The organism is Neobacillus sp. NPDC058068, from assembly GCF_042885335.1.
Taxonomy (GTDB): domain Bacteria; phylum Bacillota; class Bacilli; order Bacillales; family Cytobacillaceae; genus Neobacillus.
Genome location: NZ_JBHVSI010000034.1, coordinates 9,140 through 33,172, shown reverse-complemented (window position 1 = coordinate 33,172; position 24,033 = coordinate 9,140). Strand labels below are relative to the sequence as shown.

22 protein-coding genes and 2 pseudogenes are annotated in these 24,033 nt (G+C 37.6%); 7 read left to right on the top strand and 17 right to left on the bottom strand.

Annotation, left to right across the window (positions count from 1 at the left end; translation table 11 throughout):
* Positions 1 to 194: 194 nt before the first annotated feature.
* The 4 genes from ACFVSW_RS26335 to ACFVSW_RS26320 all read right to left on the bottom strand — a co-directional run bounded on the left by ACFVSW_RS26335 (position 195) and on the right by ACFVSW_RS26320 (position 2,063).
* A complete protein-coding gene (locus tag ACFVSW_RS26335; RefSeq protein WP_387319606.1) occupies positions 195 to 686 on the bottom strand; it encodes a DUF6584 family protein in 492 nt (163 codons plus the stop codon).
* A 181-nt stretch (positions 687 to 867) separates the two neighbouring features.
* Positions 868 to 1,077 carry a hypothetical protein gene (locus ACFVSW_RS26330; protein WP_387319597.1) on the bottom strand — a complete coding sequence of 70 codons (210 nt, stop codon included), beginning with the start codon at positions 1,075 to 1,077 and terminating at the stop codon, positions 868 to 870.
* Between the two features lie 144 nt (positions 1,078 to 1,221).
* The gene (locus tag ACFVSW_RS26325; protein WP_387319596.1) at positions 1,222 to 1,599 is read right to left on the bottom strand and encodes a hypothetical protein; all 378 of its coding nucleotides are present in this window, start codon (positions 1,597 to 1,599) and stop codon (positions 1,222 to 1,224) included.
* Positions 1,600 to 1,751: 152 nt separating this feature from the next.
* Positions 1,752 to 2,063, bottom strand: a complete 312-nt coding sequence (locus ACFVSW_RS26320; RefSeq protein WP_387319594.1) for a hypothetical protein — start codon at positions 2,061 to 2,063, stop codon at positions 1,752 to 1,754.
* Positions 2,064 to 3,118: 1,055 nt separating this feature from the next.
* On the opposite strand from ACFVSW_RS26320, the gene ACFVSW_RS26315 reads away from it, so the two are divergent.
* Positions 3,119 to 3,397, top strand: coding sequence for a helix-turn-helix domain-containing protein (locus ACFVSW_RS26315; protein ID WP_387319593.1), 279 nt, complete (start codon positions 3,119 to 3,121; stop codon positions 3,395 to 3,397).
* A gap of 82 nt (positions 3,398 to 3,479) precedes the next feature.
* Positions 3,480 to 3,764 carry a hypothetical protein gene (locus ACFVSW_RS26310; protein ID WP_387319592.1) on the top strand — a complete coding sequence of 95 codons (285 nt, stop codon included), beginning with the start codon at positions 3,480 to 3,482 and terminating at the stop codon, positions 3,762 to 3,764.
* A gap of 762 nt (positions 3,765 to 4,526) precedes the next feature.
* Here the strand turns inward: ACFVSW_RS26310 and ACFVSW_RS26305 are convergent.
* A complete protein-coding gene (locus ACFVSW_RS26305) occupies positions 4,527 to 5,072 on the bottom strand; it encodes a hypothetical protein (protein WP_387319591.1) in 546 nt (181 codons plus the stop codon).
* 296 nt (positions 5,073 to 5,368) lie between these two features.
* Between ACFVSW_RS26305 and ACFVSW_RS26300 the strand changes: the two genes are divergently transcribed.
* Together ACFVSW_RS26300 and ACFVSW_RS26295 are read left to right on the top strand one after the other, a co-directional pair.
* Positions 5,369 to 5,557 carry a hypothetical protein gene (locus ACFVSW_RS26300; RefSeq protein ID WP_387319590.1) on the top strand — a complete coding sequence of 63 codons (189 nt, stop codon included), beginning with the start codon at positions 5,369 to 5,371 and terminating at the stop codon, positions 5,555 to 5,557.
* Between the two features lie 477 nt (positions 5,558 to 6,034).
* Positions 6,035 to 6,952, top strand: a complete 918-nt coding sequence (locus ACFVSW_RS26295; protein WP_387319589.1) for a hypothetical protein — start codon at positions 6,035 to 6,037, stop codon at positions 6,950 to 6,952.
* 766 nt (positions 6,953 to 7,718) lie between these two features.
* Here the strand turns inward: ACFVSW_RS26295 and ACFVSW_RS26290 are convergent.
* On the bottom strand, positions 7,719 to 8,357 hold the full coding sequence (locus ACFVSW_RS26290) for a hypothetical protein (protein WP_387319588.1): 639 nt from the start codon (positions 8,355 to 8,357) through the stop codon (positions 7,719 to 7,721).
* Between the two features lie 148 nt (positions 8,358 to 8,505).
* Between ACFVSW_RS26290 and ACFVSW_RS26285 the strand changes: the two genes are divergently transcribed.
* The 3 genes and pseudogenes from ACFVSW_RS26285 to ACFVSW_RS26275 all read left to right on the top strand — a co-directional run bounded on the left by ACFVSW_RS26285 (position 8,506) and on the right by ACFVSW_RS26275 (position 10,112).
* The gene (locus ACFVSW_RS26285; RefSeq protein WP_387319587.1) at positions 8,506 to 8,694 is read left to right on the top strand and encodes a hypothetical protein; all 189 of its coding nucleotides are present in this window, start codon (positions 8,506 to 8,508) and stop codon (positions 8,692 to 8,694) included.
* A gap of 39 nt (positions 8,695 to 8,733) precedes the next feature.
* Positions 8,734 to 8,997, top strand: a pseudogene (locus ACFVSW_RS26280) (DUF7677 family protein); the annotation flags it as partial.
* Positions 8,998 to 9,359: 362 nt separating this feature from the next.
* Complete coding sequence (locus tag ACFVSW_RS26275) at positions 9,360 to 10,112, top strand: LysM peptidoglycan-binding and 3D domain-containing protein (RefSeq protein ID WP_387319585.1); 753 nt, start codon at positions 9,360 to 9,362, stop codon at positions 10,110 to 10,112.
* Between the two features lie 248 nt (positions 10,113 to 10,360).
* On the opposite strand, the gene ACFVSW_RS26270 is transcribed toward ACFVSW_RS26275, so the two are convergent.
* From ACFVSW_RS26270 to ACFVSW_RS26220, 11 genes and pseudogenes are all read right to left on the bottom strand, one after another.
* Positions 10,361 to 12,865, bottom strand: a complete 2,505-nt coding sequence (locus ACFVSW_RS26270) for a glycosyl hydrolase family 95 catalytic domain-containing protein (RefSeq protein WP_387319584.1) — start codon at positions 12,863 to 12,865, stop codon at positions 10,361 to 10,363.
* A gap of 439 nt (positions 12,866 to 13,304) precedes the next feature.
* Positions 13,305 to 13,520: pseudogene (locus ACFVSW_RS26265) on the bottom strand (transposase); the annotation flags it as partial.
* Positions 13,521 to 13,702: 182 nt separating this feature from the next.
* A complete protein-coding gene (locus ACFVSW_RS26260; protein WP_387319583.1) occupies positions 13,703 to 14,473 on the bottom strand; it encodes an amino acid ABC transporter ATP-binding protein in 771 nt (256 codons plus the stop codon).
* A gap of 21 nt (positions 14,474 to 14,494) precedes the next feature.
* On the bottom strand, positions 14,495 to 15,151 hold the full coding sequence (locus ACFVSW_RS26255) for an amino acid ABC transporter permease (RefSeq protein WP_387319582.1): 657 nt from the start codon (positions 15,149 to 15,151) through the stop codon (positions 14,495 to 14,497).
* Positions 15,152 to 15,163: 12 nt separating this feature from the next.
* Complete coding sequence (locus tag ACFVSW_RS26250) at positions 15,164 to 16,006, bottom strand: substrate-binding periplasmic protein (RefSeq protein WP_387319581.1); 843 nt, start codon at positions 16,004 to 16,006, stop codon at positions 15,164 to 15,166.
* 35 nt (positions 16,007 to 16,041) lie between these two features.
* On the bottom strand, positions 16,042 to 17,247 hold the full coding sequence (locus tag ACFVSW_RS26245; RefSeq protein WP_387319580.1) for a Zn-dependent hydrolase: 1,206 nt from the start codon (positions 17,245 to 17,247) through the stop codon (positions 16,042 to 16,044).
* 14 nt (positions 17,248 to 17,261) lie between these two features.
* Positions 17,262 to 18,623 (bottom strand): MmgE/PrpD family protein, encoded by a 1,362-nt coding sequence (locus ACFVSW_RS26240; RefSeq protein WP_387319579.1) that lies wholly within the window; start codon positions 18,621 to 18,623, stop codon positions 17,262 to 17,264.
* 3 nt (positions 18,624 to 18,626) lie between these two features.
* Positions 18,627 to 20,009, bottom strand: a complete 1,383-nt coding sequence (locus ACFVSW_RS26235) for a dihydroorotase (protein ID WP_387319577.1) — start codon at positions 20,007 to 20,009, stop codon at positions 18,627 to 18,629.
* A 25-nt stretch (positions 20,010 to 20,034) separates the two neighbouring features.
* Complete coding sequence (locus ACFVSW_RS26230; protein WP_387319576.1) at positions 20,035 to 20,766, bottom strand: IclR family transcriptional regulator; 732 nt, start codon at positions 20,764 to 20,766, stop codon at positions 20,035 to 20,037.
* Positions 20,767 to 22,065: 1,299 nt separating this feature from the next.
* Positions 22,066 to 22,284, bottom strand: a complete 219-nt coding sequence (locus tag ACFVSW_RS26225; RefSeq protein ID WP_387319574.1) for a hypothetical protein — start codon at positions 22,282 to 22,284, stop codon at positions 22,066 to 22,068.
* Between the two features lie 850 nt (positions 22,285 to 23,134).
* Positions 23,135 to 24,033: hypothetical protein (locus ACFVSW_RS26220; RefSeq protein WP_387319573.1), on the bottom strand; the 899-nt coding region annotated here is incomplete at its 5' end.

Here is a 24,033-nt window from a genome sequence, read left to right as displayed (position 1 = left end):
CTCCTTTTATAGCACTTACTAACACCATAATTATAATTCAGCGAAGGCAATATTAACTACATCTTCTTAAGCTAACCTGCTCCTTTAGTTGATCAACAAAAAAAGAGCTGCCGCCACAACTCATCTTCAACTCAAGCCCCCTGTAGTTGAAAAACATGCTAAATCAAAACCCTCTAACCCAAGCTGATTCTAAATCAAAATATCCATTTGAAGAATGTGTAAACTCCAATTAATGTAAAGATAATTATTAATACTATTATTGATAAACAACCATATAAAACTAATTTATCTACCAATAAATCCTCGGGTTCTTCTACTAATTTTTCTTTCACGTTTTTTTGTATAGAGGTAATTGCTTGGTCTAATTCCAATCTTTTTATGATTTCAATATTACCTTTATACTTTAAAGCCCTGGCTATTCTATTAGGGTTATTTCCCATTGATTTTTCAAATGCAATACATGCTTTTACCATCTCTGGTGTTTTGTGTTCTTCTAAATACCAGTAGCGACCAGCCATAGATGGATATTTTAATTCAAAATATATATCTCCTAACTTTTTACGGAGTTCTAATTCATTAGTATAGGTTGATATTAACCCATGTAGTCTATCCCTGGCTTTCCCTAAATCATTATTTTTAATGTCTTCTTCTATTCTTTTTAGTGTCTTGACGGGTATATTTTCTATAAAAAACACCTCATTTAACTTTTATCTTCTACATCTAATTTCTGGATTGTTCATATTAAATCCTTCTTGAACTAAACTGCTCCTTTAGTTTAATAACAGAAAAGCCACCAATTATGGCAGCTGCTGTTAAACTCTTGCACCCGTTTAATACTCCCACTTAGCCTTTTTCAGCCGAAGAACATTAAATAATATCCCGATTAGTTTTTCTTCTTTTATATTTCCACTCCATAATATTTCCTACAATAAGAACAATAAAGCCTAATGCAGATAGAGAATCAAGAATCAACCTAGGAATATCAGAAAACATAATAAGTCTGCTCATTAAGATAGGAACCAAACATACAGTTAAACCAATAGTTTTTAACAGCATATAAGTAACCATTGTATTCAATTTCGCTCCTCCTAAAAAATCCCTAATACCTATTAAATTCTATATAAATTAACTTAATCCTTTTTCAACTAACCTGCTCCTTTCCTTGAAGAAGAAAAGAGCAATACCGTTGTTTCAGTAATGCACCCATTAATGAAATATATGCTATTTATTTTTCAAATTGAAGGTTTCTAATTCTCCATTCCAAGTTATGGTTACCTCCATAACATCATCTTCTTGAATAACTGCACAGCCACTACAAGAATGTCCACCTAAGTTCAATTCACCATTATTTAAATTATCAGTTCCATCGGTTTTCCCTGATCCATATTCGATATTATATTTTATTTTTTGTGGCTTGGGGTCCTTACCTTTATATTTAATTGTAAAATGTGTAGATTCGCTGTTTTCATCAAATACCTTTACTTCATAATCAACATACCAATTTTCACTTTCTCCAGTGAAATTCATAACTTTTGTTTTTGAACAAGCCATTAAGATTAGAGAAGAAAATAGAAATATAACAAAAACTTTTTTAATCAAATCATCCCCCCCTTTTTTACATATTACTTTACCCATTTTTCAATTATTCCTTTTGAAACTATCCTGCTCCTTTAGTTGATCAACAAAAAAAGAGCTGCCGCAGCAACTCATCTTCAAATCAAGCACCCGTTACTTGAATAAGCACCATCTGTTCATTCGAATAATTTTTTATACCACGATGGGCAAATAGGTTTCACTATAATGAAAGAAAATAAGATTAATAATAATCCGACACCACTAAAATAAGTAAATATACGAAAAACTCCGGTATATTCTTTTATCGGTTCAGGAAGATAAAAGCCTATTAATAAACTTGTGAGAAATATAAACGATAATGATGGAAGAACCTTTAAACAATGGTCTTTAACACCCTTTTTTTCAAAGAAGTCCATTGATATATCGACTAATTTGTTCATTAAATAAAGGTATAAGAATCCAGTAATTACTCCAATAAGAATTGCCATCCTAATACTCCTTCCTTGTTCAAAGCCCTTTAAATAAAATTGCTTATTCTTAATATATTCGGAGTTAAATATCCTATTTCCTTCTTGCACTAACCTACCACTTTAGTTGAATAAGAAAAGGGCTTTACTCTTAATTTAAGTAAAACCCCCCTTTAGCTTAGCAAGAGTCACTCTGTACCAAAAATGAAAAACATTATAATGCCTGTAATTAATCCAGAGATAAATAAATTGGGGATGGAAAGTAATAGCTTTCTTTTAATTGATATAGTATCAAACCGTATAAATAATTTAATCAATAAACTGATTAAAACCGCATATATAAGCAAAGTTATTATAAGTGCTAAAAATCCACCTTTCGTAAACGGTGAATTGAAGTAAATACTTTTGTAAAAATTCAATATAAAAAATGGACTAAACAATATACATTCATAAAAAAGAAACTTTAAATAATGCAATTTAGGTTACACCTCCTGCTTTTAATGTAACCTATCCTTGTTCAAGTAAACTGCCACGTTAGTTTAAGTGAAATGCTTCACAATTTCACATATCTTCTTACTAATATCATAAAAGAAGATAATGAATTATAGTTTTTTTCCACAATCTTGGCAATCGTTGTTACGCAGTATTTAGTCTACTACGTAATACAAGAGTTACCCTAGAATCAGTCCCGTTTGCGCAAGGCTGGTCTTGTTTAATCAAATTTTTTAACATTCTTGATACTCCAAACTATAGATTTATTCCTCCTATTACCAGTAAGATTGCGGTGGTAAACGTCTTGTCATTCTTTGGTACACTTCAATAGTGGTAAATACAATGTCAGAAGTGGTACATTTCAATGGCTGTAATCACTTAGTGGGAGTCTCCCCCAAAATTCGCTTCAATCAGCGAGTTTTCTTTATAGGTGACAGCAGGATTACCACTTGGATGAGGCTCAATTGGAACAAGGTTCCTGTCCCATTTTCTTAAAAACTTCATGAATCGGACATTTTACGCTCTGCAGTGCGTGGAGTGATTTCGCTTGGCATTATGTAATGGTCTTAAAAAGGAGAATTCCTTTGAAAAAGACCAAAAAGGAAATTTATATAGGCATTGGATTAGGCAAATTAAGAAATGAGAAGAAATGGACACAACAGAAACTTGCTGAAGAGAGTGAGCTAAATATTCGCTTCATCCAGGACCTTGAGTATAATGAAAAATCACCATCTGTAACAACTCTTCGTTTGCTGGCAGATGCTTTTGAGATGAAAATTTGGGAGTTTATCAAACAGATTGAGGATGAGTTTATTTACAAATATCCTGAAAAAAAGCAGCCAAAAAAACTTCCCAAGTCGTAAACCCCACCATTTTGTTATACAAGAACCCACAAAACGGCCAATCGCTAGTTAAAATAAATACATGGTTGCAGGGAGAATGTACATGAAATATTTTATTGTTTACTTCACGCATACTGACAATCTAACCACGGAATATTATATGAAGGGAAAGTCGGCCGATTATATGATCAATCGGCTTAAATGGTATTATAAAGGGATCATTACTACAAATAAATGGGGGATAAAAGCCGATAATTTAAAATCCGTTTTTGTTAGGGAAATCAATCCTAAAGAATTCCCTGATCTATCAAAAAGGGACTTTGCGGTAATTAATGAAAACAAGAGCTACAGTCTATCAGACTTTCTAGATGATGATTTAACCTTCTAATATGAAACCATAGAATTTCTACTGGCTAGGAACCCGCATCCAGCTATGACTCAACCAAAATAAAGAAAGGTAAAAGCTCCTAAACTTGCTCTTACCCTTCTTCATATTGCGGCTTATTTCCGTTTAGGTAATATGCAGCTTAGAGACATGAAATGGACCGATTCTTATGTTTCGCCATTTGAGCAATGACCCTTTTGATGGCTATTTAGTTTTACAACTGGTTCATTTCAGCTTTAACCTTTAACACACCTAACTGACAAATCTAAACAAAATTCCCTTCCATTAAAACTAAATAATCGTTTGATTAAATAAGGCAGGAATCCTGTCATTTAAGTATTTAAACCATTCCGCGGCTAAAAATTTTGTCAGTTAACTAAACGTTTGATTAAATTAGTACATATCCTAGTGATATCAATGTTTCGTCTCTTCTTTTCAAAAAAGAATTGACGAATCTTGGCTTTATATCTGGTTCCGCTCAGCCTTTTTTACCTACACCACTCCTAAACCGACAAACCCCAACAAAATATCCTTCAGAAAAACTAATTAATCGTTTGATTAGATGGGCCGGGAAACCCGCTGGATAAGGAATAAACCCATTTGGCAGCTAAAAATTTTGTCAGTTAAATAAACGTTTGATTGAATATGCCGTAAAGTCCGGTAGTAAAGGATTCATTCAGATTAACGGCCAAAATTTTTGTCAGTTAATTAAACGTTTGATTGATAATTAAAACAGTGGGATCTAAGTAGACCCCATCGACTTTTTTAAGGAATTGTAATTTCCACTGGTGCACCCGGATGGTTGTAATCGATATCTTTTCCATCCGCAACGATGCGGAGTTCTAAGGTGGCTTTGTTGTTAATTGGAGGTCCAGCTGAAAGGACGACGTTGACGGTTTTGACTCCATTTAACTTGGCCCTTGTGAGCAGGTGACCTTGCATTGTAACGGTTCCGAATTCAGTTGAAACGGCTATGCGCTGGTTTTTCCCACCTTTTGTTAAGAATTCGGTTGGAAGATTGAGCTCATATGAATTAGCTCCGGTCAATTTTCCAATCGATATTCCAACGATTTGAACGCCTTTCACTTTAGGTACTTCGGCAAAAGCTTTGTTCAACATTTCTTTAGTTACTGAGGCTTTTGCAGCATCACCAGATAGAGTTGGTTCAATTACGATATGGCCAGGTGATGGTACTGATCCCGGTTCTTCAGGATCTGCAGGAAGTTTCGGCCAACCATTTTCTACGTAATCCTTCCATTTTGCATATTCGGTATTTATTAAGAGAGTGGGGGTCTCTACATACGTCCCCATCTTCGATAACTATCTTCAATAGTAACTTATAAAAACTATCAACCTACAAAAATTGGCACGTTTTGATACTAAACAAACGGTTAATTAAACTACCCCAGCCACTGGTAAATAGCGAGTTTCTATTATAAAAGGAGTCGAAATATGTCACACCGAAACACGACGACATTTCTTCTAACACATCACCCTTAGTTCGATGAAACATGAGAACCTCCTTTCCCTGCTTCATTTTGTATAAACTATGAAAAAAGTGTCCATCCTAAAGCTATAAAAATAGTTAATATGTAGGGGGATGGCCAATGAGTACTGAAGAATTAACTAAAATTATCGCGGTGAAAAAAATGGATTTAGAGGAATGTGAACAGGAACTTAACACACGATACTACCCATCAGTTGTAAGAATGGCAATGATACGTTACATAACAGAGTTGCGGCACCAATTAAAAATGGTTAATGGTGATGAATTAAACAAGATTGAAAATAGCTGAAAAAGAAGACCACGAGAACCTTCTACTAGTTTTTGTTGACAAAAACCAATCAAAAGCCACCAGAACCGTCTGTGGTTCCTTTACCGCTTTAAACTTTAGCTGGGTGGGGGTCTGACCCCAAAATTCTTATTCAAGGTAAAAACTCCTTTGTAGAAGACTTGTTTGTTTAGGGAACAAAACAAGGTCAAAACTTCTACAATAGGAGTTTTTCTTTTGTCTGTAAATACTTATTTTTGAAAATAAGTATTTATTTTAAAGTCATATAAGGCCAGTGGTCTGACCCCAGAATTTATATCGGGTTGTGACAGGCACTGAAATGACTTGAAATTACTTAAAAATGCTTATAAAGATCTAGAAAAACTTGTGAGAAAGCCAACAGAACCGTCCCTACGGTCTCTGTTTTGTTATATAATGGTAGAAGAATGGTACATAATACTTGTTTTATTAGCTTCATAAAATTAGATAATGGGGTGTAACATGAAAAAAATTGCAAAAGCATTTACGTTAACAGCAGGTTTATTATTAATGGCGTCACCAACTGTTTCATTTGCGAATACGACAGTCAGCAGCAGTTCGAAGATTACTAGTTACCATTGGGTTCAAAAAGATGGCTATTGGTACTATGTAAACAATCTAGGTGACTACACTACCGGATGGAAAAAGATTAATTCTAAATGGTATTTCTTTGATAAAGGCGGAGTCATGAAAACAGGATGGTTATTAGACAATGGTAAGTGGTACTATTTTGTCAAAAAGGGAGATATGGCCAGCGGATGGGTGAAGGATCACAGTAAGTGGTATTATATGGAGCGTTCGGGTCAAATGGCCACAGGGTGGAGATTCACAGAATTTGATCACACCTATGGCTGGTACTATTTTAAATCTTCTGGTGCAATGGCCAGCGGATGGATGAAAGATGGCTCCGAGTCTTATTATCTTTTACTAGATGGCAGATGGGCTCATAATATTATTTCGCATGGACATTTTTATGAAAATAACAAATTAAAATATCCTGGTAATGAATTAATCAAAGGCAATGTGGAATTGTTGAAGAAAATGGTTTCTGTTGGTCAAACAAAAAATGAAGTAGCGAAGACCTTAGGAAACCTTTATTCGGTGGATTCAAACGGTTACTATTGGGAATACTCCTTCTTAACCCCTGACAAAGGAGCCTTTGAACCAATCAAAAACGGCTTCACAATGTTAAATCCAATCGAATTAGGTCAAGAAAAAGTGTCTATTAAACTATTACTTTCCTGGGACAGCAGCAATCGGGTGAAAGTTGTGACTATTGCTTATTTCAGTACGGATCACCAACTTTACTTATATAAGCAAGCACATGGAACGAAATTAGACTCTGTATGGTACTTCGGCAATTCCAATGCAATAGACTAATTAAAAAAGGGTTAGTCCCACTGCCTTTGCATGACTTTAAAATAATTCCTTATTTTCAAAAATAAGTATTTACAAACAAAAGAATAACTCCTATTGTAGAGGTTGTTTAAAAAGTGCCTGTCACGCCCCTAATAATGCCGAATGATTCGAAATTATCCGGCTAGTGACGGTGCACTGGAATTGAAGAAAGGATCTGAACTTTTTTACCCGAAACATGAAATTGAAGTATTTTCTTTTCGCTCAAGAAAAGATTTAAAGCAGTTTTTGGACCGTTTACCTTTTATGAGCGCGATTTTTAAATGCTTTTGTTAATGAACCGAGAGCCATCTAAGATCCACTAATTTGGAAAAGTAAGATCCGCAAGCGGCTCTTACTTTTCTTCATTTTACCGCTTATTTTCACCCTGTTAACCTTTTACACTTTACCGCTTTAAGCCTTAGCTGGGTGGGGGTCTGACCCCACTGGCCGAGTGACCGGCACTAGAACTGATTGTTCTTTGACTGATCTCATCAAAATACAGTTCAAGGATTTTACGACAATTAACCACAAAAAAACCTCCTGTATAATATTGTCATGCATATTTGCATGCATTTTTTATTATACAAGAGGTTATTTGATTTATCGTGCCGGCTCTAGCTCCGCAGATGGCGGCTCACTCTTCCGCACTAACTGGCTCAAAACTCCGCACATGTGGCTCAATTCATATGCAATAATCATCGTTATTTCACCAAATACCACTTCCCCCGTAAGTTGAACAAATGGTTCTCTATTCCTTCTTTTCTGGGATGTTTTGCCTCCATAATCCAACCGCAATCAATACACACCCAAGGAAAACAAGAAATCCATGTGCTACTCGTAGCGGCTGCCCAGCGAAGAATTGTGGGATATATAGTGAAATTCCTAAAGCAAAGGGAATACCGCTCCATTTCTGGTATGTTCCCGACCTCCAAACTGTAATTGCAACTATAATCGAAGCAGCAGCAAGAAACAAAAGACCAATTATGAACATAATAAGCCCTGGACCAGAACGTACCACATTTGCAAGACTAACTATTGCATCAGTCTGCCGTGTTATTGCTTCCAGCCCAATAGCGTGTAGTCCGTAGGTTTCCCCTCCGTAAAACGGTAATGTTAAACCAATGCCTAATAAACAGAATACTACCGCAGAATATGTCAGAGATTTTAAAGCAGATTCTTTTAATGAGTTATGAAGCCCAAGTAAACCTAATGGTAGTAATGTGAAACCGATTATTGCAAAAATATGAGCTACCAACCATTCTGTTGATGCAAATGCAGCAGCGCCTTCCATAGACGATTCATCAGAAAAAGGACGAATCGCTGGATAAAGTACAAACAATGTTCCTGAAATTACAAGAGATAGGGCACTAAAATGCTTATGAAACATATTGGCTTTCCTCCTTGTCGAAGTTAGCTAGAACATATAAGAGATAGTGTAAGGCTATAACTTTTTTCAGAATGATTATTCCATGAATATATTCAACTCCTGTAAGAATATTCCTCATTTTGAATATGTCGAAACGGATGGTGTCACAATGGAGAAATTTTTATATACTTTCGGTACAGTAGTATTTTTGTATTGCTTATGGAGCTTTGTCATGTTTTTCTTTGGCAGTAACAAGGAAGCAGCCTTTTTTTATGGCTCTATATTTGGAATGCTAAATGGAAGTATAGCCATTGCTGTTTCTCAAATTTTAGGTAAAGTGAAAAAAATTAAGTCGTAATAACCTCTATTAAGCTGCCACTTTTGGTGTGGAGCATTAAGAACTTTTTCATTTTGGATTGTAAATGGAACAGTTGGATTGCCATTATTGGAGGGTTTTGATTATTCTTTTATATTTGAAGAACCATGGATACTGGAACAAGCATATGCCATTTTTGCAAATGCCATTGAGATGGATGACGATGGTAATGTATTAAATGAGAAATATGCCGAGATGAGAGCTGCACAATTTATAAGATCGATAGTTGATAAAAACTATGAAATAGAACCACCATTAGAAGATTGGGAAGTACAACTTTATTAGATTTTTGGATGCAATCCACACTTTTAAAGTTGAAATTTAGTTTGTTGAAAAAGTGGGCCTAGCAAATAAAACTTCAGGATGTCTGCTACTTATCGCACCTCTAACATTTTCCGAACTTCTGGAGAATACTTAAAAACCTCATTTACTTATGATACGATTCCCCATATCTATTAAGCTGGATTTTTAGCCTCGAGAGGGCTTTAGAAAAACTATATTTTCTGATTATTATTTTATTTTAGAAATATTATTGCAACATAAATGCCACAGCTGTAAACGATTTAACACCTCCCTGTTCTTTGTTTCAGAAAAATCTATGTTATTCTTATTAAAAATTAGCAACCAAAGAAAACGGAGGGTAAAAAATGCTTAAAAAAATGCTAACAATTATAGCAGTTGCTGTACTCTCAGTAACTGTAAGTGCTAATGTACAAGCTGCAACGATAACAGTACAAAAAGGGGATACCCTTTGGGGTCTATCACGTGAAAATAATACATCTGTAGAAAATATCGAAAAGTGGAATCAGCTTACTACGGACCTTATCCACCCTGGAGATATACTAACAATCGCACCGGAAAAACAATATACTGTAAAACAAGGTGACACATTATGGGATATCTCCATGGATTATCATATAACGGTTTCTCAACTTAAAGAGTGGAACGACTTACATACCGATCTTATCCATCCTGGTTTAAAGCTATTAATCTTTGATGGTTTAGATACTACTAATAGTGCTGTAACCAAAAAACAGGTAAAGCCTGCTGCACAAGCATCAAAGGAAAGTGCACCTGCCGTCCCAGCTGCATCAACAAGTAATACAAGTTCAAAGGAAATGACAGTGAAAGCAACTGCCTATACGGCTTCATGTGAGGGCTGTTCCGGTACTACGGCTACTGGAATTGACCTTAACGCAAACCCAAATGCAAAGGTCATCGCAGTTGACCCATCTGTTATACCGCTTGGCAGTAAAGTGTATGTAGAAGGCTATGGTGAAGCAATCGCCGGAGATACTGGTGGAGCCATTAAGGGAAATCGCATTGATATCTTTATTCCTTCTGAACATGATGCAATCAATTTCGGAGTAAAACAAGTAAAGGTGACAATATTAAACTAACATGTTGTTTAAAAATCAACCTCAGAACAGTGCCACTGTCACTCACCGAATAATGTCGATGAATTCGACATTATTCGAGTGCCGCCAGTGGCACCTATTTCATCAGTCCACTAATTCGGAAAAGTAAGAGCTGCAAGCTGCTCTTACTTTTCTTCATTTTGCCGCTTATTTTCACTCTGTTTACTTTTTATACTTTACTGCTTTAAACTTTAGCTGGGTGGGGGTCTGACCCCACTCAACCCACAAAACTATTTATTCGTTAACAAATAGCTTTCACCTTTTTTGGTGTCAAATGAAATAGTTTTACCATTTGATGTAATTTTAACAGCTTTGGTAGTGCTCTGGTTAACCACTTGAACTGGCTGATTCCCCCACGGATTATGAATTTCCACTTTACCGCCAATTTGAGAATCAAGCTTTACAAATTGAACTTCGCCATCCTTCATTGAGGAAGTAACCAAGAATCCGCCCTTTGCCAGCATTTTAAACTTTGTGTCCCATTCCTTCGGCCAGGCCGGGAATACGTGGATAACAGGATCTTCGCCCGGAGCAGAACCAATACTTTGAAGGAGCGGACTTTGTAAAGAGTCGGCATAAGCCCCTAGCTCCTGCATGGATAAATACCCGCCATCAACATACGGCAGTCTGTTTGGACTAGAACCGTCATTCCAATATTTTGTCTGGGATATCATAAGTGGAAGTCCCATCTGCACGATATCCGCCCGGCCCATTTTAGCTGCTTCCGTCAAATACCGGGACCAAGTGAATCCGCCTCTGCCATGTAATTCTCCTTTTTTAAGCAAATTGTAAGCTTGTTCCGATTCTAACGTAGCTTCGAGCACTCTTTGCTGATCTGGATCATTGGATTCAAGGGTAAAATTGTCAAAGAAATACAGCTGCGGCAGCCACCAATCCCACACCGTTCCTGATCCGTTAGGCTTAATGATTGGTTTACGGGCCATTCCGTAAGTCGTTTTACCTTGTGGATGTACCGGAGCCAATAAAACGTCACTCATCTTACTAGTCGGATATGGGGCGAGATTGTCTAATACTTCTTTCCAATGTGGAACAAGATCCGCATCCACATTGAATTTCTCTGCCGTCTGAATGGCAATTGGAAGAACACCCCTCATCATCGCAAGATCAGTAATGACATCCTTTGCCCCAAGAAGCGTTTCCGCCCAGTTTGTATAATTAATATGATATTTCCCATCCGCTTCTTTTTTCAAATTAGGGAAATTAGTATAAAACTCTGCCACTCCTTTAATGATTGGGTATGCTTGTTCTTTTAAAAACTTTTCATCCTTCATATAAAGATATTGATCCCAATAGAAATTGGCAATCACACCGGCATCACTCACCCAGTGCGACGTCGCTCCAATAACAGGGTTGGGGTTTTCTACATTTTTAGGATAATTCCATCTGGAATTGGTCCGAATCCGATTCTTCCTGAATGCATTCAGTTCAGGGGTCAACAGTGCTTGATTCAAGAAAACATTACGGAGGTCGGCAGCGATATTATCCGGTAAAACCTCAGGTCCGTTATATGCTTCAGTCTGTGAAACATGAATGCCTTTACTGCCCCACTGCTGACCTGCAGAGATGGCATACATATCCAGGTTTTTATTCGTCATCTTAAACAGCGGCTGAAGAAGCTCCAAGTGGTTGGCTCCGCCTAATGCGTAATAATGTGTATTCTGGTTAAAGCCCCAGTATTGAGAACCCCAGGCCCGCGGACCTACATGCCAAAGCGATCCATTAAATTTGGCAGGATAATCGCCTCTAAACGACGAGCCGACATAGTAAAAGAAGGTCACCCACTTTTCAATCAATTCTGGCTTATTGTCAATATCAATAAATGACTTGGACCAGTACTCGCGCCACCACTTCGTATGGGAATTACGAGTTTTCTCATAGTTTTGCTTTTCAGCATATTGCAACTCATTTAAAGCCTTTTGAATGACATCCTCATTTCGGTCAAACGTTGATGCACTCGCCATTAACACCGTGTATTTCTTTTTATCAGGATTAACGGTCAGCCGAATTTTCTTGTCTTCAACAGAAACGGCTGCATCCTCATCCGGCACGCTAATGACAACGGCCGAAGCATTGTAGTGATCATTCTCCTTTATGCCGGTATCACTCGGTACGTCAAAAACCTGCTTCAAGACGATTTTGTCCCCAAGCCTTTTGACTTCGGTCTTGTCCGGATTAACGGCTTTCAGATCAACCGTTACTGTATTGTTGCCTTTACGCTTGTCGTGGACGCGGACTAGCATAACGTCATGATCACTCCAAGCAATTGTGCTTGTGGTAACATCCGGCCCTGTAACGGTTGCTTCTGCTTCATAAAAGGAAAGATGCTGGCTTACTTTATCTTTTGGGAATACGGTCCCTCCGAAATTAATATCCACATCACCAGCTGTACAACAGTCATCTGCTTCAGCTGGCCCTCTCGATCCGCTTTGAAAAATGTCGACCCGATTCAAGTAGTACTTAAGCTCTGAGTCAGTTGCATAAACGAGGCTTCCCATTTTACCATTTCCTACTGGCAGCCCGTTTCTTGGCAAATCCATTAATTTGTCATACTTTAAATCAAATCGTGATACATACGATTTATAATCGATCTCTCCCACCTTTTGAGAAGCAGACTCTCCCTTTTCTGAGTCTGCCGAAACGTTTTGAAAACTAAATGCGTTTAACAGTAAAACAGCACACAGCAAAAAAAGACATACACCTTTTTTTCTTTTCATTGATTCACATCCTCCTTGATAATCTATATTTTCTTTCAGCACCCCCTAATAAGGCACCTTATATTAACACTACTACGAATATTCAATTAATTTAAGTGGCTCGTTTCTATTGTGAAGGCGCTATTTTATACAGGACAGGAACCTTGTCCTGTTTACTATTAAAAAGCGGGACAAGATTCCTGTTCCCCCGGGTGGTGACTTGGCACCGGAATAAGTTAATTAAACTTTTGATTAAATATGCTGAAAAGTCTGCTGTTAAGGGCTTCAATCCGATTGGCGGTCGAAATTTTTCCAATTTATGAAACCCTGTTTAGATGGCACTGTCCTGCAATTTACTTGCCGTTTACAACAGGCGGTGTTGGTGTCTATATAAACCGAAAAGTAAACCGAAATTATATCGAAAAAGGTACATTTTGCCGTAAAGTATTTAATATCTGAAAATTCCCATTTCGGGTGAACGAATCTGCAGGTGGTAATGATTGGTCATTAAACAATAGGAGGCCATTTCAAAAGGAATTTTTTCATGAAGTTGATAGAGGATGTGTAAAAAGGCTTAAAAATCCGTTCCATTTCGAAAAAGTGGATCACGACGATTACCCCTGCAAACAATGTGGTAAAAACGATTGGGTATCCAAATTCTTTTCTGAAGTGACATTTATGTTTCCCTCGCTATAGATTGCTTCTCCTTAAGGTCATGGCCTCCCAAATAGCTGTATCCGTTATTCTGTCTTCCACGCCAAGGTCCGAGATGGTTCTCGCCAGTTTAATAATTAGTAACAGAGTCTTTATAACCATATTAAAAAAATACCCGCAGTTAAAAACTGCAGGCATTATTTATCAACTCAATGGCTGTAAATTTTGTAGGAATTTAGTAACACGTGGATTATTATTAGATGCAAAGATTTCATTCGGTGTTCCTATTGTAACAATTTGACCATCTTCCATGAAAACCACACGATCAGACACTTGTTTAGCGAATCCCATTTCATGTGTTACAATCATCATGGTCATTCCTTCCTTAGCAAGCCCCATCATAATTTGAAGAACCTCGTTTACCATTTCCGGATCGAGGGCGGAGGTAGCTTCATCAAACAACATGACACTCGGTTCCATTGCTAAAGCTCTTGCGATAGCAATCCGTTGTTGCTGACCTCCAGACAGGTCACTAGGATGTTCATTTCTTTTGTCATATAAACCAACTTTATTTAATAATTCGTCGGCTATTTCAATTGCTTTTTCTTTAGGCATCTTTTTAACAATCATTGGTCCTTCAATAATATTTTCAAGGACAGTTTTGTGTTTCCAAAGATTAAAATGCTGAAAAACCATTCCCACTTTACTCCGTACTTTACTCATCTTTATTTTAGATCCAATAGTCAATTTGCCAATTGAGTTTACTTTATAATCGATTGGCTGCCCCTCAATAAGTACATTGCCCTGAGATGGAACTTCTAAAAAATTTATACACCTCAGAAGAGTACTTTTCCCGGAGCCACTGGGGCCAATTAACGAAACAACTTCTCCCTTATTTACAGTTAAATTAACTTTAGTTAAAGCAATTTTATCACCATACTTCTTTTGAATGTTTTGCATTTTAATAGTTTCCATGATATCCCCCACCCGTTCCAATCACTTATTATTGTTTTGTGTCTTAAGCTTTTTCTCTGTCCATGACTGCAGTAACATGAGTCCGCTAGTCATAACTAGATAAAGAACTGCAGCGACACCAAGAGTTTCCAGTGGAAGATAGGTGCTGCTATATTGGGTTTGTGCATTTAGCATAAGATCAGGAACAGTAATAACGGATATTTGTGCCGATTCCTTAAGCAATACCACAGAGTTATTGATATAAGGTGGAATAATTAATCGAATCGTTTGTGGAATTCGAATTCGCAGCATAATCTGACTAGGAGTCATGCCAATTGCCTCGGCCGCTTCTATTTGACCCTTTTGAACGGCCATCATTCCAGAACGAATAATTTCGGCCTTATAGGCAGTTGCGTTCAATGACATTGCGAACAATGCTGCTGCAAAAGCACTTAGAGTAATTCCGAAAGGTGCTGCATAGTAGAATAAAAACAGTACGATTAATAGAGGCAATCCCCGAAAAAGCCAAATATAGAGAAAGGCAAGGCTGTTTAATATTTTATTGTGTGACATCCTTAGAAGACATATTAAAAAGCCAAGTACAGTCCCAATTAAAATGGCCAATAAAGATACTTCTAAGGTAACTAGAGCGCCTTCTAAAAAGAAGGGCATTACATTCTTAATAACATCCCAATTCAATGATGCCCCCTCCTATTCATGTACAAGTTCATCAAACGATAGACCAAAATACTTTTGAGAGAGCTTTTCGTATGTTCCATCTTCCTTTTTCGCTTTAATAATACGATCAATTTCAGCCTTCAATTCCGCTTCTCCTTTTGGTATAGCAACACCGATTTGCTTGACATCAAACGGCTCGCCGGTAATTTCTATGTCTTTCCCTGATGGAGAGTTTTGAATATACTCCGCTGCAGCAGGCAGTCCAATAGCAACGACATCAACACGGCCAGCGCTTAAATCAGCAAAGCTCTCCGCAGCTCCCGGATAGACTTTTAATTCCTTAAAGCCACCAATTTGCCTAACAACGGCTTCAAATGCAGAACCGGCATTTACACCTACAACTTTACCTTTAATATCCTTAATACTTTTTACTGAATTTGTCCCCTTTTTAACAACCGCAACCGCACCATCTTGGGCATAGGATTCAGAAAAGTCAATCGATTTTGCACGTTCTTCCGTAACGTTTACTCCCGATAAGATAACATCAAACTTATGAGCTACTAAACCTGGAATGAGTCCGGCAAATTGACCTGTTACGTACTCAGCTTTGACGCCTAATTCTTCAGCAATGATGTTTCCCCATTCAATATCGTATCCGATCAATTTGTTATTGCTATCCATATATGAGAAGGGACGGTAATTTCCAGTTGTACCAATGACTAATTTTCCGGAGTTTTTAACCTTATCTAGCGCATTAGCCCCTTCAACCGTTTTATTATTCTCTTTATTTTTCTGACTAGCTTCGCTAGAGGTACTTCCACATGCTGTTAAAGCAGCTAAAGACACAATTAATAAGAATACTAGAAATTTTTTCATATAAACCCTTCCTTCTTCCTAAGATTGTATTTTGATTATTTTACCTCTGCATACATTTTTGATAATTCTTGAATGGTTTGAAGCATAACATTTGCACCTATTTCAATATCTTCCCAGGATGTGAATTCATCCGGGTGATGACTAATCCCCTCTTTACTAGGAACAAAAATCATCCCAACATCCGTTAACGCGGTTAAAGAGTTGGCGTCATGGTTTGCGCCGCTAAGCATATATTGGTATGGCACATTTCCATCATTGCAAACCTTTTCTATCCTTTTTTGAATCGGTGGTGATAACGAATTGGGATGCTTCTCTACTACGACAGAAATATCTGCATGAATATGTTCACTTGCCCACTTTCGTATGGACTCCTCTATGCCCTTCATTTCGTTCCATTGGCTTCCTCGAATCTCTATCATTAATTCAGCTTCACCTGGAACAACGTTGGCAAGGTTAGGAGATATGCCAATTTCCCCCACCGTGGCGACAATATCACTTTCCGCCCCAACGGCTAATTTATTTACTTCCTGTATTAATTTAGAAGCATCTAGTAATGCATCTTGTCTTAAATACATGGGAGTAGTCCCAGAGTGGCTTGCTCGACCATGAATAGTAACGAATAATCTCAAAATACCAGCAATAGAGGTGACAATCCCAATTTTCCTTTCAGCAGTTTCCAATACGGACCCCTGTTCGATATGCAACTCTAAGAAACAACGAAAGTTATTACTACTTCGTCTTACTGAAAGGTAATCATTCCATGTAAAATCAAACTGGTTCAACTTCTTATTAAACTCCTCTGATTGAGCTATTAACCCCGCTACCGCTCTGCTTCCAAATGTTCCTCCAAGAGGATTAGCCTCTTCTCCAACGAATGCAACTAACTCAAGAGGGGTCTCAGGCTCAAAGCCATGTTCGACTAATGTTTGCAGACACTCCAGTCCGACAATCACTCCAAGTGCTCCATCATAAAGCCCTCCCTCTGGGACGGTATCAAGATGTGAGCCAAATGAAACGGCTGCCTCTTCCGTATCCCCCCATTTCCCATATACATTTCCTAGTTTGTCTTGGGATACTGCTAATGGAAGTTTGGAAAGTTTCCCTTTCAGCCAATCTAAAGCTTGCTTTTCTGCTATTGAAAATGCTGGTCTTGTATATCCCTTATCCCCCAGATTGGCTACTGAACCTACTTCTAGGAGATTCCTTTTTAATCGTTCCATATTGATCTGTAACGGTTTCATTCTATCCCCCCCGGTTAGACTTCTACTTTTTGTGAAAAGGATTTTACCCACTGGCTAAAATGATTGGTCCGTTCTAAATTCATAGTTGCTTCAAGAACGGTTTCAACCTCCTTTTCATCCCCAGTATGCGCCAACATGTTTTTAAACTTTTCTACTAATCTACTTTCTGGAAGTGGTTTGTTAAATCCACCGGAGGCATCCTCTACAAAAGTACTTTCCTTTCTGCCATTCTTCATGTAAAATGTGACCCTAGCAGCCCGCTTATTCGGCAGTAATTCTGTCATACTAGGGTCTTCTTTAACCACTATCTTCTTGGCTAAATCACGAATGGAAGGGTTAGAGAACACTGGTTCTTTATCACTTTCATAGAGAGAATTTCCATGTAACAAAACAGAAAGGGCGTAAGGAATTGAAAATTTCCCTGCAAGGGCATTTTGCGGGTCAGGATTACCTAAACGTGCAGCTAAGCTATATGTTTCTACTAACCCAGAGGAAATCTCTGAAATGTCAATCTTCTTTTCTTGCAAGTTATTTAATAAAGCATCTATAGCTGAATGGGTAAAGCGGCACGATGGATACAACTTAAAATAATTCATCTCCAAAAGAGGTGGAGACCATAAATCTTTTAGAAACAAATTATAATCTATTCCCTTTGACATAATACTTCCCCAGAGATGATCGACAACGCCGGCACTACTTTTAAATCCAAAGGACTGGAACTGTAAAGCTTGTATTGCGTGCAGACTTCCTAATCCTGTATATAAATTTCTTGCAGTCATCCCAGTAACCGCTGCTTCCCAAGATGTCGCGATTGGAAATGTCGCTGCTAATAGAACAGCTTCTAAAATTTCTTTACGATTCTTTTTTAGTAAAATACCAGAAGCAACGGTTCCCCCGACAATCCCCCACGTTCCATGCGGGTGCATATCATCCTTCATATTGCTGGCATAAGCCAACCTTGCTGCAACCTCGTAACCGATAATAAAAGCATGAATAAAATCTTGGCCTGAGACTTCATTTTCAACTGCAGAGATGAAAGCTGGAGCGAATAAATGTGCAGCCGGATGTCCTTTAGCAAATTGGTTTCCTTCATCTAATTCGTTACAGACAATTGCGGTGCCATGTATGATGGCACTATGGGAAGGTGTCGTAAAATATCTGGTACCCACAATTGGAATCCTATGAACAGAATCTCTTTGGAGGGCGCCAACGCCCTGAATATACCTTTGAAGTTCGGGAGAATGTGCCCCGTACCAAGCAGAAAACAATGTATCGGCAATTATCCATTGTGCTCGTTGGATGGTTCTTGCCCGAACATCCTCCCACTTTAAACTCAGAAGACCTTCTAGCATCTCTGTAAAGTTTTCTATGGACAAGCTTTACGCCCTCCCCACTAAGGCTTGATGATAAGCTTTTCCTGGAACAAAATTTCCGAATCCTGGTTTAACTATAACCTCATTTCCATCATATACAGTCGTACCCCGTACAATGGTTTGCACGACTTTACCTTGAACTTTGCAACCATCAAAAGGTGATAATTTAGAATAGGAGCGGAACTTTGTTTCATCTACAATCCAAGATTTCTCTGGATCAATGACCGTGAAATCCGCATCATAATCAACTGCAATTTTACCCTTCCCTGGAATTTGAAAAACCTCCGCTGGGTGCTGGGCCATTAACTTTGCAAATTCTAGCGGTGTTAATTTACCTTTCGCCACTCCGCTATCAAAAATAAGCGGCGCGATTATTTCTAATCCTGGCATTCCTGAGGCTGATAGAAAAATATTATCGTTTCCTTTCTCCTTATGCTCTAGCCCCCAAGGTGCATGATCTGAAGAAATTAATTCAATATCTCCATTTTGTAAGCGCCTCCATAATCCTCCAACATCTTCCGGGTTTCGTAAAGGTGGGTTATTTTTAGCTCTCGGACCATGCTTCTCCAGGTCGTTGATATCAAGAAGTAAATATGGATAGCAAGTTTCCGATGTAACTTGAACACCTTGTTTTTTAAATAGATTAATTAAATCAATGGTACGGGGATGACTTACGTGAACAATATGCAGTTTTACACCTGTCCAATAAGCAAACTCTAAAAGTTTCAATACGGCACTTGTTTCCGTTACTGGTGGTCTCGTTTCCATATGGGCACGAGGGTACACTTTGTTTTCCTTCTTATACTGATCGATCAAATCGACAATAATTTCATCATTTTCGGAATGAAAAGCGGCAACCAGACCTGTCTCGCGAATCATCTCCATGGCACGCATGATTTCAGGATCCGGAATTCTAGGGAATCGGTAGGCATCTGTCTCAAACGTTGACATTTTGAAAGCAACCGCTCCTGCTTCAGCAAGTTTTGCAATCTGGTCTGTTCCGCCTGTCTTAGAGATGGTTCCCCATAAGCAAATATCGACAATGGCTTCTTCTTCCAATTGTTTTACTTTGCTCTCAAACTGCTCGACATTGTTCACTGGATTTGGTAAGTCATAAGGCATATCCAAGAATGTCGTAACACCACCTGCCGCTGCAGAAGAACTTGTTGGGATGAAACCTTCATTTGGGTTGCTAAAACAATGAACATGGACATCGATTATTCCCGGAAAAACATAAGACTTCCCAAAATCCAAAACCTTAGTACCCTGTAATAAATTGGTCTCTTTTTCGATAGCATGGATTTTCCCGTTTTGAACGCCAATTTCCCCATAAACAACTTCATCTTCCAAAACTATCTGTCCCCTGACAACTAAATCAAAGTTCTCCATCATAATCCCCTTTCACATGTATAGCTTATAGATATTTTTCAATTTCCATTTTTGCTGACTGCAGGCAATCAATTAATGACTGCTCTTCTCTTTCAAGCATTCTTTCGCGCGGTCCTGCAATGCTTAATGCTGCAACAACTTGATTATCCATGTCCCGAATAGGTATCCCATACGCTATAACTCCCTCATCCACTTCTGAATCCGAAATCGCATAGCCCCTCATTCTAGTTTCCTCAAGCTTTCCTTTCAGCTCTTCTGGGTCAACAATAGTATTTTCAGTAAATTTATTTAATCGTCCTTGTTCGAAAAGCTCTTCGACAGTTTCAATCGGCATATGAGCAAGCAATATGGTTGAAGAAGCACCAGCATGAAGCGGTAATATTTTCCCTTGATCAGAAGTTACTTTAATAGGCTGAGGCGATGTAATTACCTCTAAACAAATGGCATTTAACCCTGAAGAAATAGTAAGAATAGACGTTTCTCCCGTTTCATTCGTAAGATTTCTCATAACCGGAAAGGCAATGGAGGAAATGCTATTGTCTGTTTTCACAATTTTAGCAAGTTCTAAAAATCGATAACCTAGCTTGTATAGGCCCACATTGGTTTCAATTACATACCCCTTTTCTTTTAGTATCCTAAGATGTCTGTATACAGAACTTTGTGGCTGATTTAATCTTTCTGCAATTTGAGGTACACTTAACTCCCTGGTTTGGAAGTTGAATAAATCCAAAATCTCTAATGTTTTCTCTGCGCTCACTTTCGCCTTTCCATCCTTTCCTGGATATCCTTTGATTTTTCACCTTAATAAGTAAAATAAGACGTATTGGTAAAAATCATTACATTTGATAATTGATAATCGATTATCACTTTTTATAATTACATTTTAAATATACAGTTATGTTCTAATTTTCGCAATATTTAATTTACCGAAAATCACCTGATTTTAAAAAAATTAATTATTTTTATGTGAGAAGGACTGCTAATTCGTCTTAAACACAATGGACTGATCATTCCTGTTCCATCCGAAGCTTTATTCGTTTAACCATAAAACTGCAAACGGCAGGGCAATTTATGAAAATGACGATGGCAATAAAAAATAATCCCCCTTCCTTCAAGCAGGATTCTAAACAAGGCGCATGATGTATACATATTAGCTGGTAATTCCGCTTCGGTTTTTGATGTTACAATAAGACCATCATACGAAAAATTTAGAGGAGTGCAGGAATATTAACCTGCATCAATAATTGCTTGTACGTAAAAAATCCCCTATAACAAAGAGGGCACTGAAAAAGTACCTATTAAATTAAACGCATGGTTAAACAATAGCTGTTGATTTGCGCTCCAGGCGCCTCTCCTTCCTTGGGCACAACCAGCTCATATCCACTAGTTGTGCCTTTTTACGCGAAAAACTTCCGATTGTCCCCTATAAGAACGTCCCCATCGTCTTCTCAAATTCCTCCCTAATTCGATAAAATATTTTTCAAATTGAAAGACAAAAAAACAGAGAGCATCGCTCTCCGTTTAGCTTCCGTGCTTTACCGCTTAAAAGCGGAGTGGGGGTCTGACCCCACGAGTATGTCTCGTGTGTCACTCATTTCTGTCTTAAGTGTCACTGAAATTTGGAACAAGAGTCACTTTTTAAGGGCAATATGCAATCACTGGCTTCCTATTTATAGCTAACAGATATCTTATCCACTAGAGATAAATAAAGAAGTGAAACGAAAGAGTCCAACTCACCTTAGTAGGACTCTTTTATCATTTGCATAATATCCTCATCATCATAATAAACTTAAAGGTGCTCTCTTTACCAATTCCTCATTTTCTCATACTTGCTTCCTGGAAGTAATGGTCCCGTACAATTTACCTTGAGGAACATTACTGTGAAACAAGATAATTCGGGCGGTGACAGGCACTGGAGTAATTTCCAAATAATATTAGTGTCTATGCAGCAGAATTTTGTTGGGGATTGAACCTCGCAAAATACTCAATGAGGCTATTTGCCAATGACCCCTAGTAGTGAACTGGGACGAGGTGCTTGTGTCCAACCTTTGCCCCGCTACTTTGCCGGTATGATCTCCCAACGGTTCTCGATATGGATTATGATGTTGCCGGGGAAGCTTGCTTGTAGGATTTTCAATATTTCTTGTTTCTTTGGTGTTAAGTTTAATTCTACTTGAAATAAACGGTTTTCTGTTTCTTTCTCGCTCCAAAAAACAACCTCAATGAAGCCAAGTTTGGGAATGTAAAAAAAGTTTTTCTTTTCTCCTATTTTCATTCTTATCACGCTCCTATTCCTATTAATAATTACACAGAAGGTTAACTTCCCCTTGTGACAAATTTAGGAATAATCTAGCGGAAGTAACACTCAATCAAAAAAACAACCCCTAAAATGGGATTGCTTAGTTAGCGGTTTCGTTTAATTGTGTTTTTCGATTTGGATGTCTGCTTTTTAAGCTGTAACCCATCAAGCTCATAATAAAAAGCAAACCAAGGAAGCGACTATTCTCAACAAAATTCTCTATCATCAAAACTAATTAATCGTTTGATTAAATATGCAAGGAAATCCGCCATTTAAGGATTAAATTTATTCAACAACCATATTTTTTGTCAGTTAAATAAACGTTTGATTAAATATGCCTGAAAGCCCTTTGCTTATGGATTTACCTGGATTGGCAGCCAAAATTTTTGTCAGTTTATAAAGAATTGCGAGTGGGGGTCTGCCCCCGACATTCTGGAGTTTCACTTATTGTAAAACTTCAAACCAAGTTTAAGAAAACACCTTGGGTTTCCTTTTGCATATTACGAACATATTTATTTTTACCAGGCAAAAAAATGTTGAAAGAACTAAGCAGAAAGAAGAAAAAATCAAAGGGCAGACAAAGATTCCTATTCCGTTAAATAGGGAAAAACCGTCGCTTTGGTGAACGAAAAGGTTAAAAAACAGAAGAGAAAAAATGAACGGAAATTAGGAAATTACTAAAAAGGGAAAGAAAGGGAACGAGGTCATTTTAATACCACATTCTCCTTTTTTCTACTAAAGCTGAAAAGTTGGTGGTAAATTTAGGGGTTAATTCAATTTACTCACTTTCGTGCAAGGCCAGTGGTCTGACCCCAATGTCACGAATCTAGGTCCTTTCTCCCGCGGAAGCATCCAATTTTTCAAAGCTTTTAATCTTCTCATCATGCTTTTTACCTTCTTCTTCAACTAAAACGTCACTTTTTTCATTTTTTTGATTTATTATGATTACATTAACTTCCTCAGCATCTAAATTGATTTCCATGTTGTTACCGTTAATGTTGATTACTTTATTGCTTTCCTCATCTCCAAAATTTACAATTGGTGAGAAAAGAGTAACAATGACTGATATCTTAGTTAAGATATCCCAAACTATTTTTGAATCAACCGTGTTAATAAGGGACATTAAATGCTTACAATATGTAATAAATTCGAATAAATGTTGTTTTAGTGCATCTTCTTCATTTTTATCATCTATGTCAAATGATTTTAAATCTTTATCCTCAATTTCTTCATAAACTTCTTCTAATTCATTGAGCATTTCATTGAATATTTTTATATTGGCATTTTCCAAAGATAAGGTTTTATCCAAAATGCCTTTGTGCCCTTTCACTCCTATATTTAATGAACTCTTTAAAATGCTATTCCTAGTTTCTTGCTGCATTAATAACCCTTCATACGCCGGGCTTTTTAAAATGCCTTTAAAACTATCCTGATATTTTAATAATCCTTTATACGCTGGGCTTTTTAAAATGCTTTTAAAACTATCCTGATGCTTTAATAATCCTTCATACCCCGGGCTTTTTAAAATGCTTTTGAAACTATCCTGATGCTTTAATAATCCTTCATACCCCGGGCTTTTTAAAATGCTTTTTAAACTATCCTGATGCTTTAATAATCCTTCATACCCCGGGCTTTTTAAAATGCTTTTAAAACTATCCTGATGCTTTAATAATCCTTCATACCCCGGGCTTTTTAAAATGCTTTTGAAACTATCCTGATGCTTTA

Bases quoted from the DNA above. Each gene is read 5' to 3' on its own strand.
- ACFVSW_RS26275 (WP_387319585.1), top strand. From the start codon at position 9,360: ATGCTTAAAAAAATGCTAACAATTATAGCAGTTGCTGTACTCTCAGTA.
- ACFVSW_RS26300 (WP_387319590.1), top strand. From the start codon at position 5,369: ATGAGTACTGAAGAATTAACTAAAATTATCGCGGTGAAAAAAATGGAT.
- ACFVSW_RS26270 (WP_387319584.1), bottom strand. From the start codon at position 12,865: ATGAAAAGAAAAAAAGGTGTATGTCTTTTTTTGCTGTGTGCTGTTTTA.
- ACFVSW_RS26235 (WP_387319577.1), bottom strand. From the start codon at position 20,009: ATGGAGAACTTTGATTTAGTTGTCAGGGGACAGATAGTTTTGGAAGAT.
- ACFVSW_RS26250 (WP_387319581.1), bottom strand. From the start codon at position 16,006: ATGAAAAAATTTCTAGTATTCTTATTAATTGTGTCTTTAGCTGCTTTA.
- ACFVSW_RS26285 (WP_387319587.1), top strand. From the start codon at position 8,506: ATGGAGAAATTTTTATATACTTTCGGTACAGTAGTATTTTTGTATTGC.
- ACFVSW_RS26260 (WP_387319583.1), bottom strand. From the start codon at position 14,473: ATGGAAACTATTAAAATGCAAAACATTCAAAAGAAGTATGGTGATAAA.
- ACFVSW_RS26305 (WP_387319591.1), bottom strand. From the start codon at position 5,072: ATGGGGACGTATGTAGAGACCCCCACTCTCTTAATAAATACCGAATAT.
- ACFVSW_RS26225 (WP_387319574.1), bottom strand. From the start codon at position 22,284: ATGAAAATAGGAGAAAAGAAAAACTTTTTTTACATTCCCAAACTTGGC.
- ACFVSW_RS26320 (WP_387319594.1), bottom strand. From the start codon at position 2,063: ATGGCAATTCTTATTGGAGTAATTACTGGATTCTTATACCTTTATTTA.
- ACFVSW_RS26245 (WP_387319580.1), bottom strand. From the start codon at position 17,247: ATGAAACCGTTACAGATCAATATGGAACGATTAAAAAGGAATCTCCTA.
- ACFVSW_RS26310 (WP_387319592.1), top strand. From the start codon at position 3,480: ATGAAATATTTTATTGTTTACTTCACGCATACTGACAATCTAACCACG.
- ACFVSW_RS26295 (WP_387319589.1), top strand. From the start codon at position 6,035: ATGAAAAAAATTGCAAAAGCATTTACGTTAACAGCAGGTTTATTATTA.
- ACFVSW_RS26290 (WP_387319588.1), bottom strand. From the start codon at position 8,357: ATGTTTCATAAGCATTTTAGTGCCCTATCTCTTGTAATTTCAGGAACA.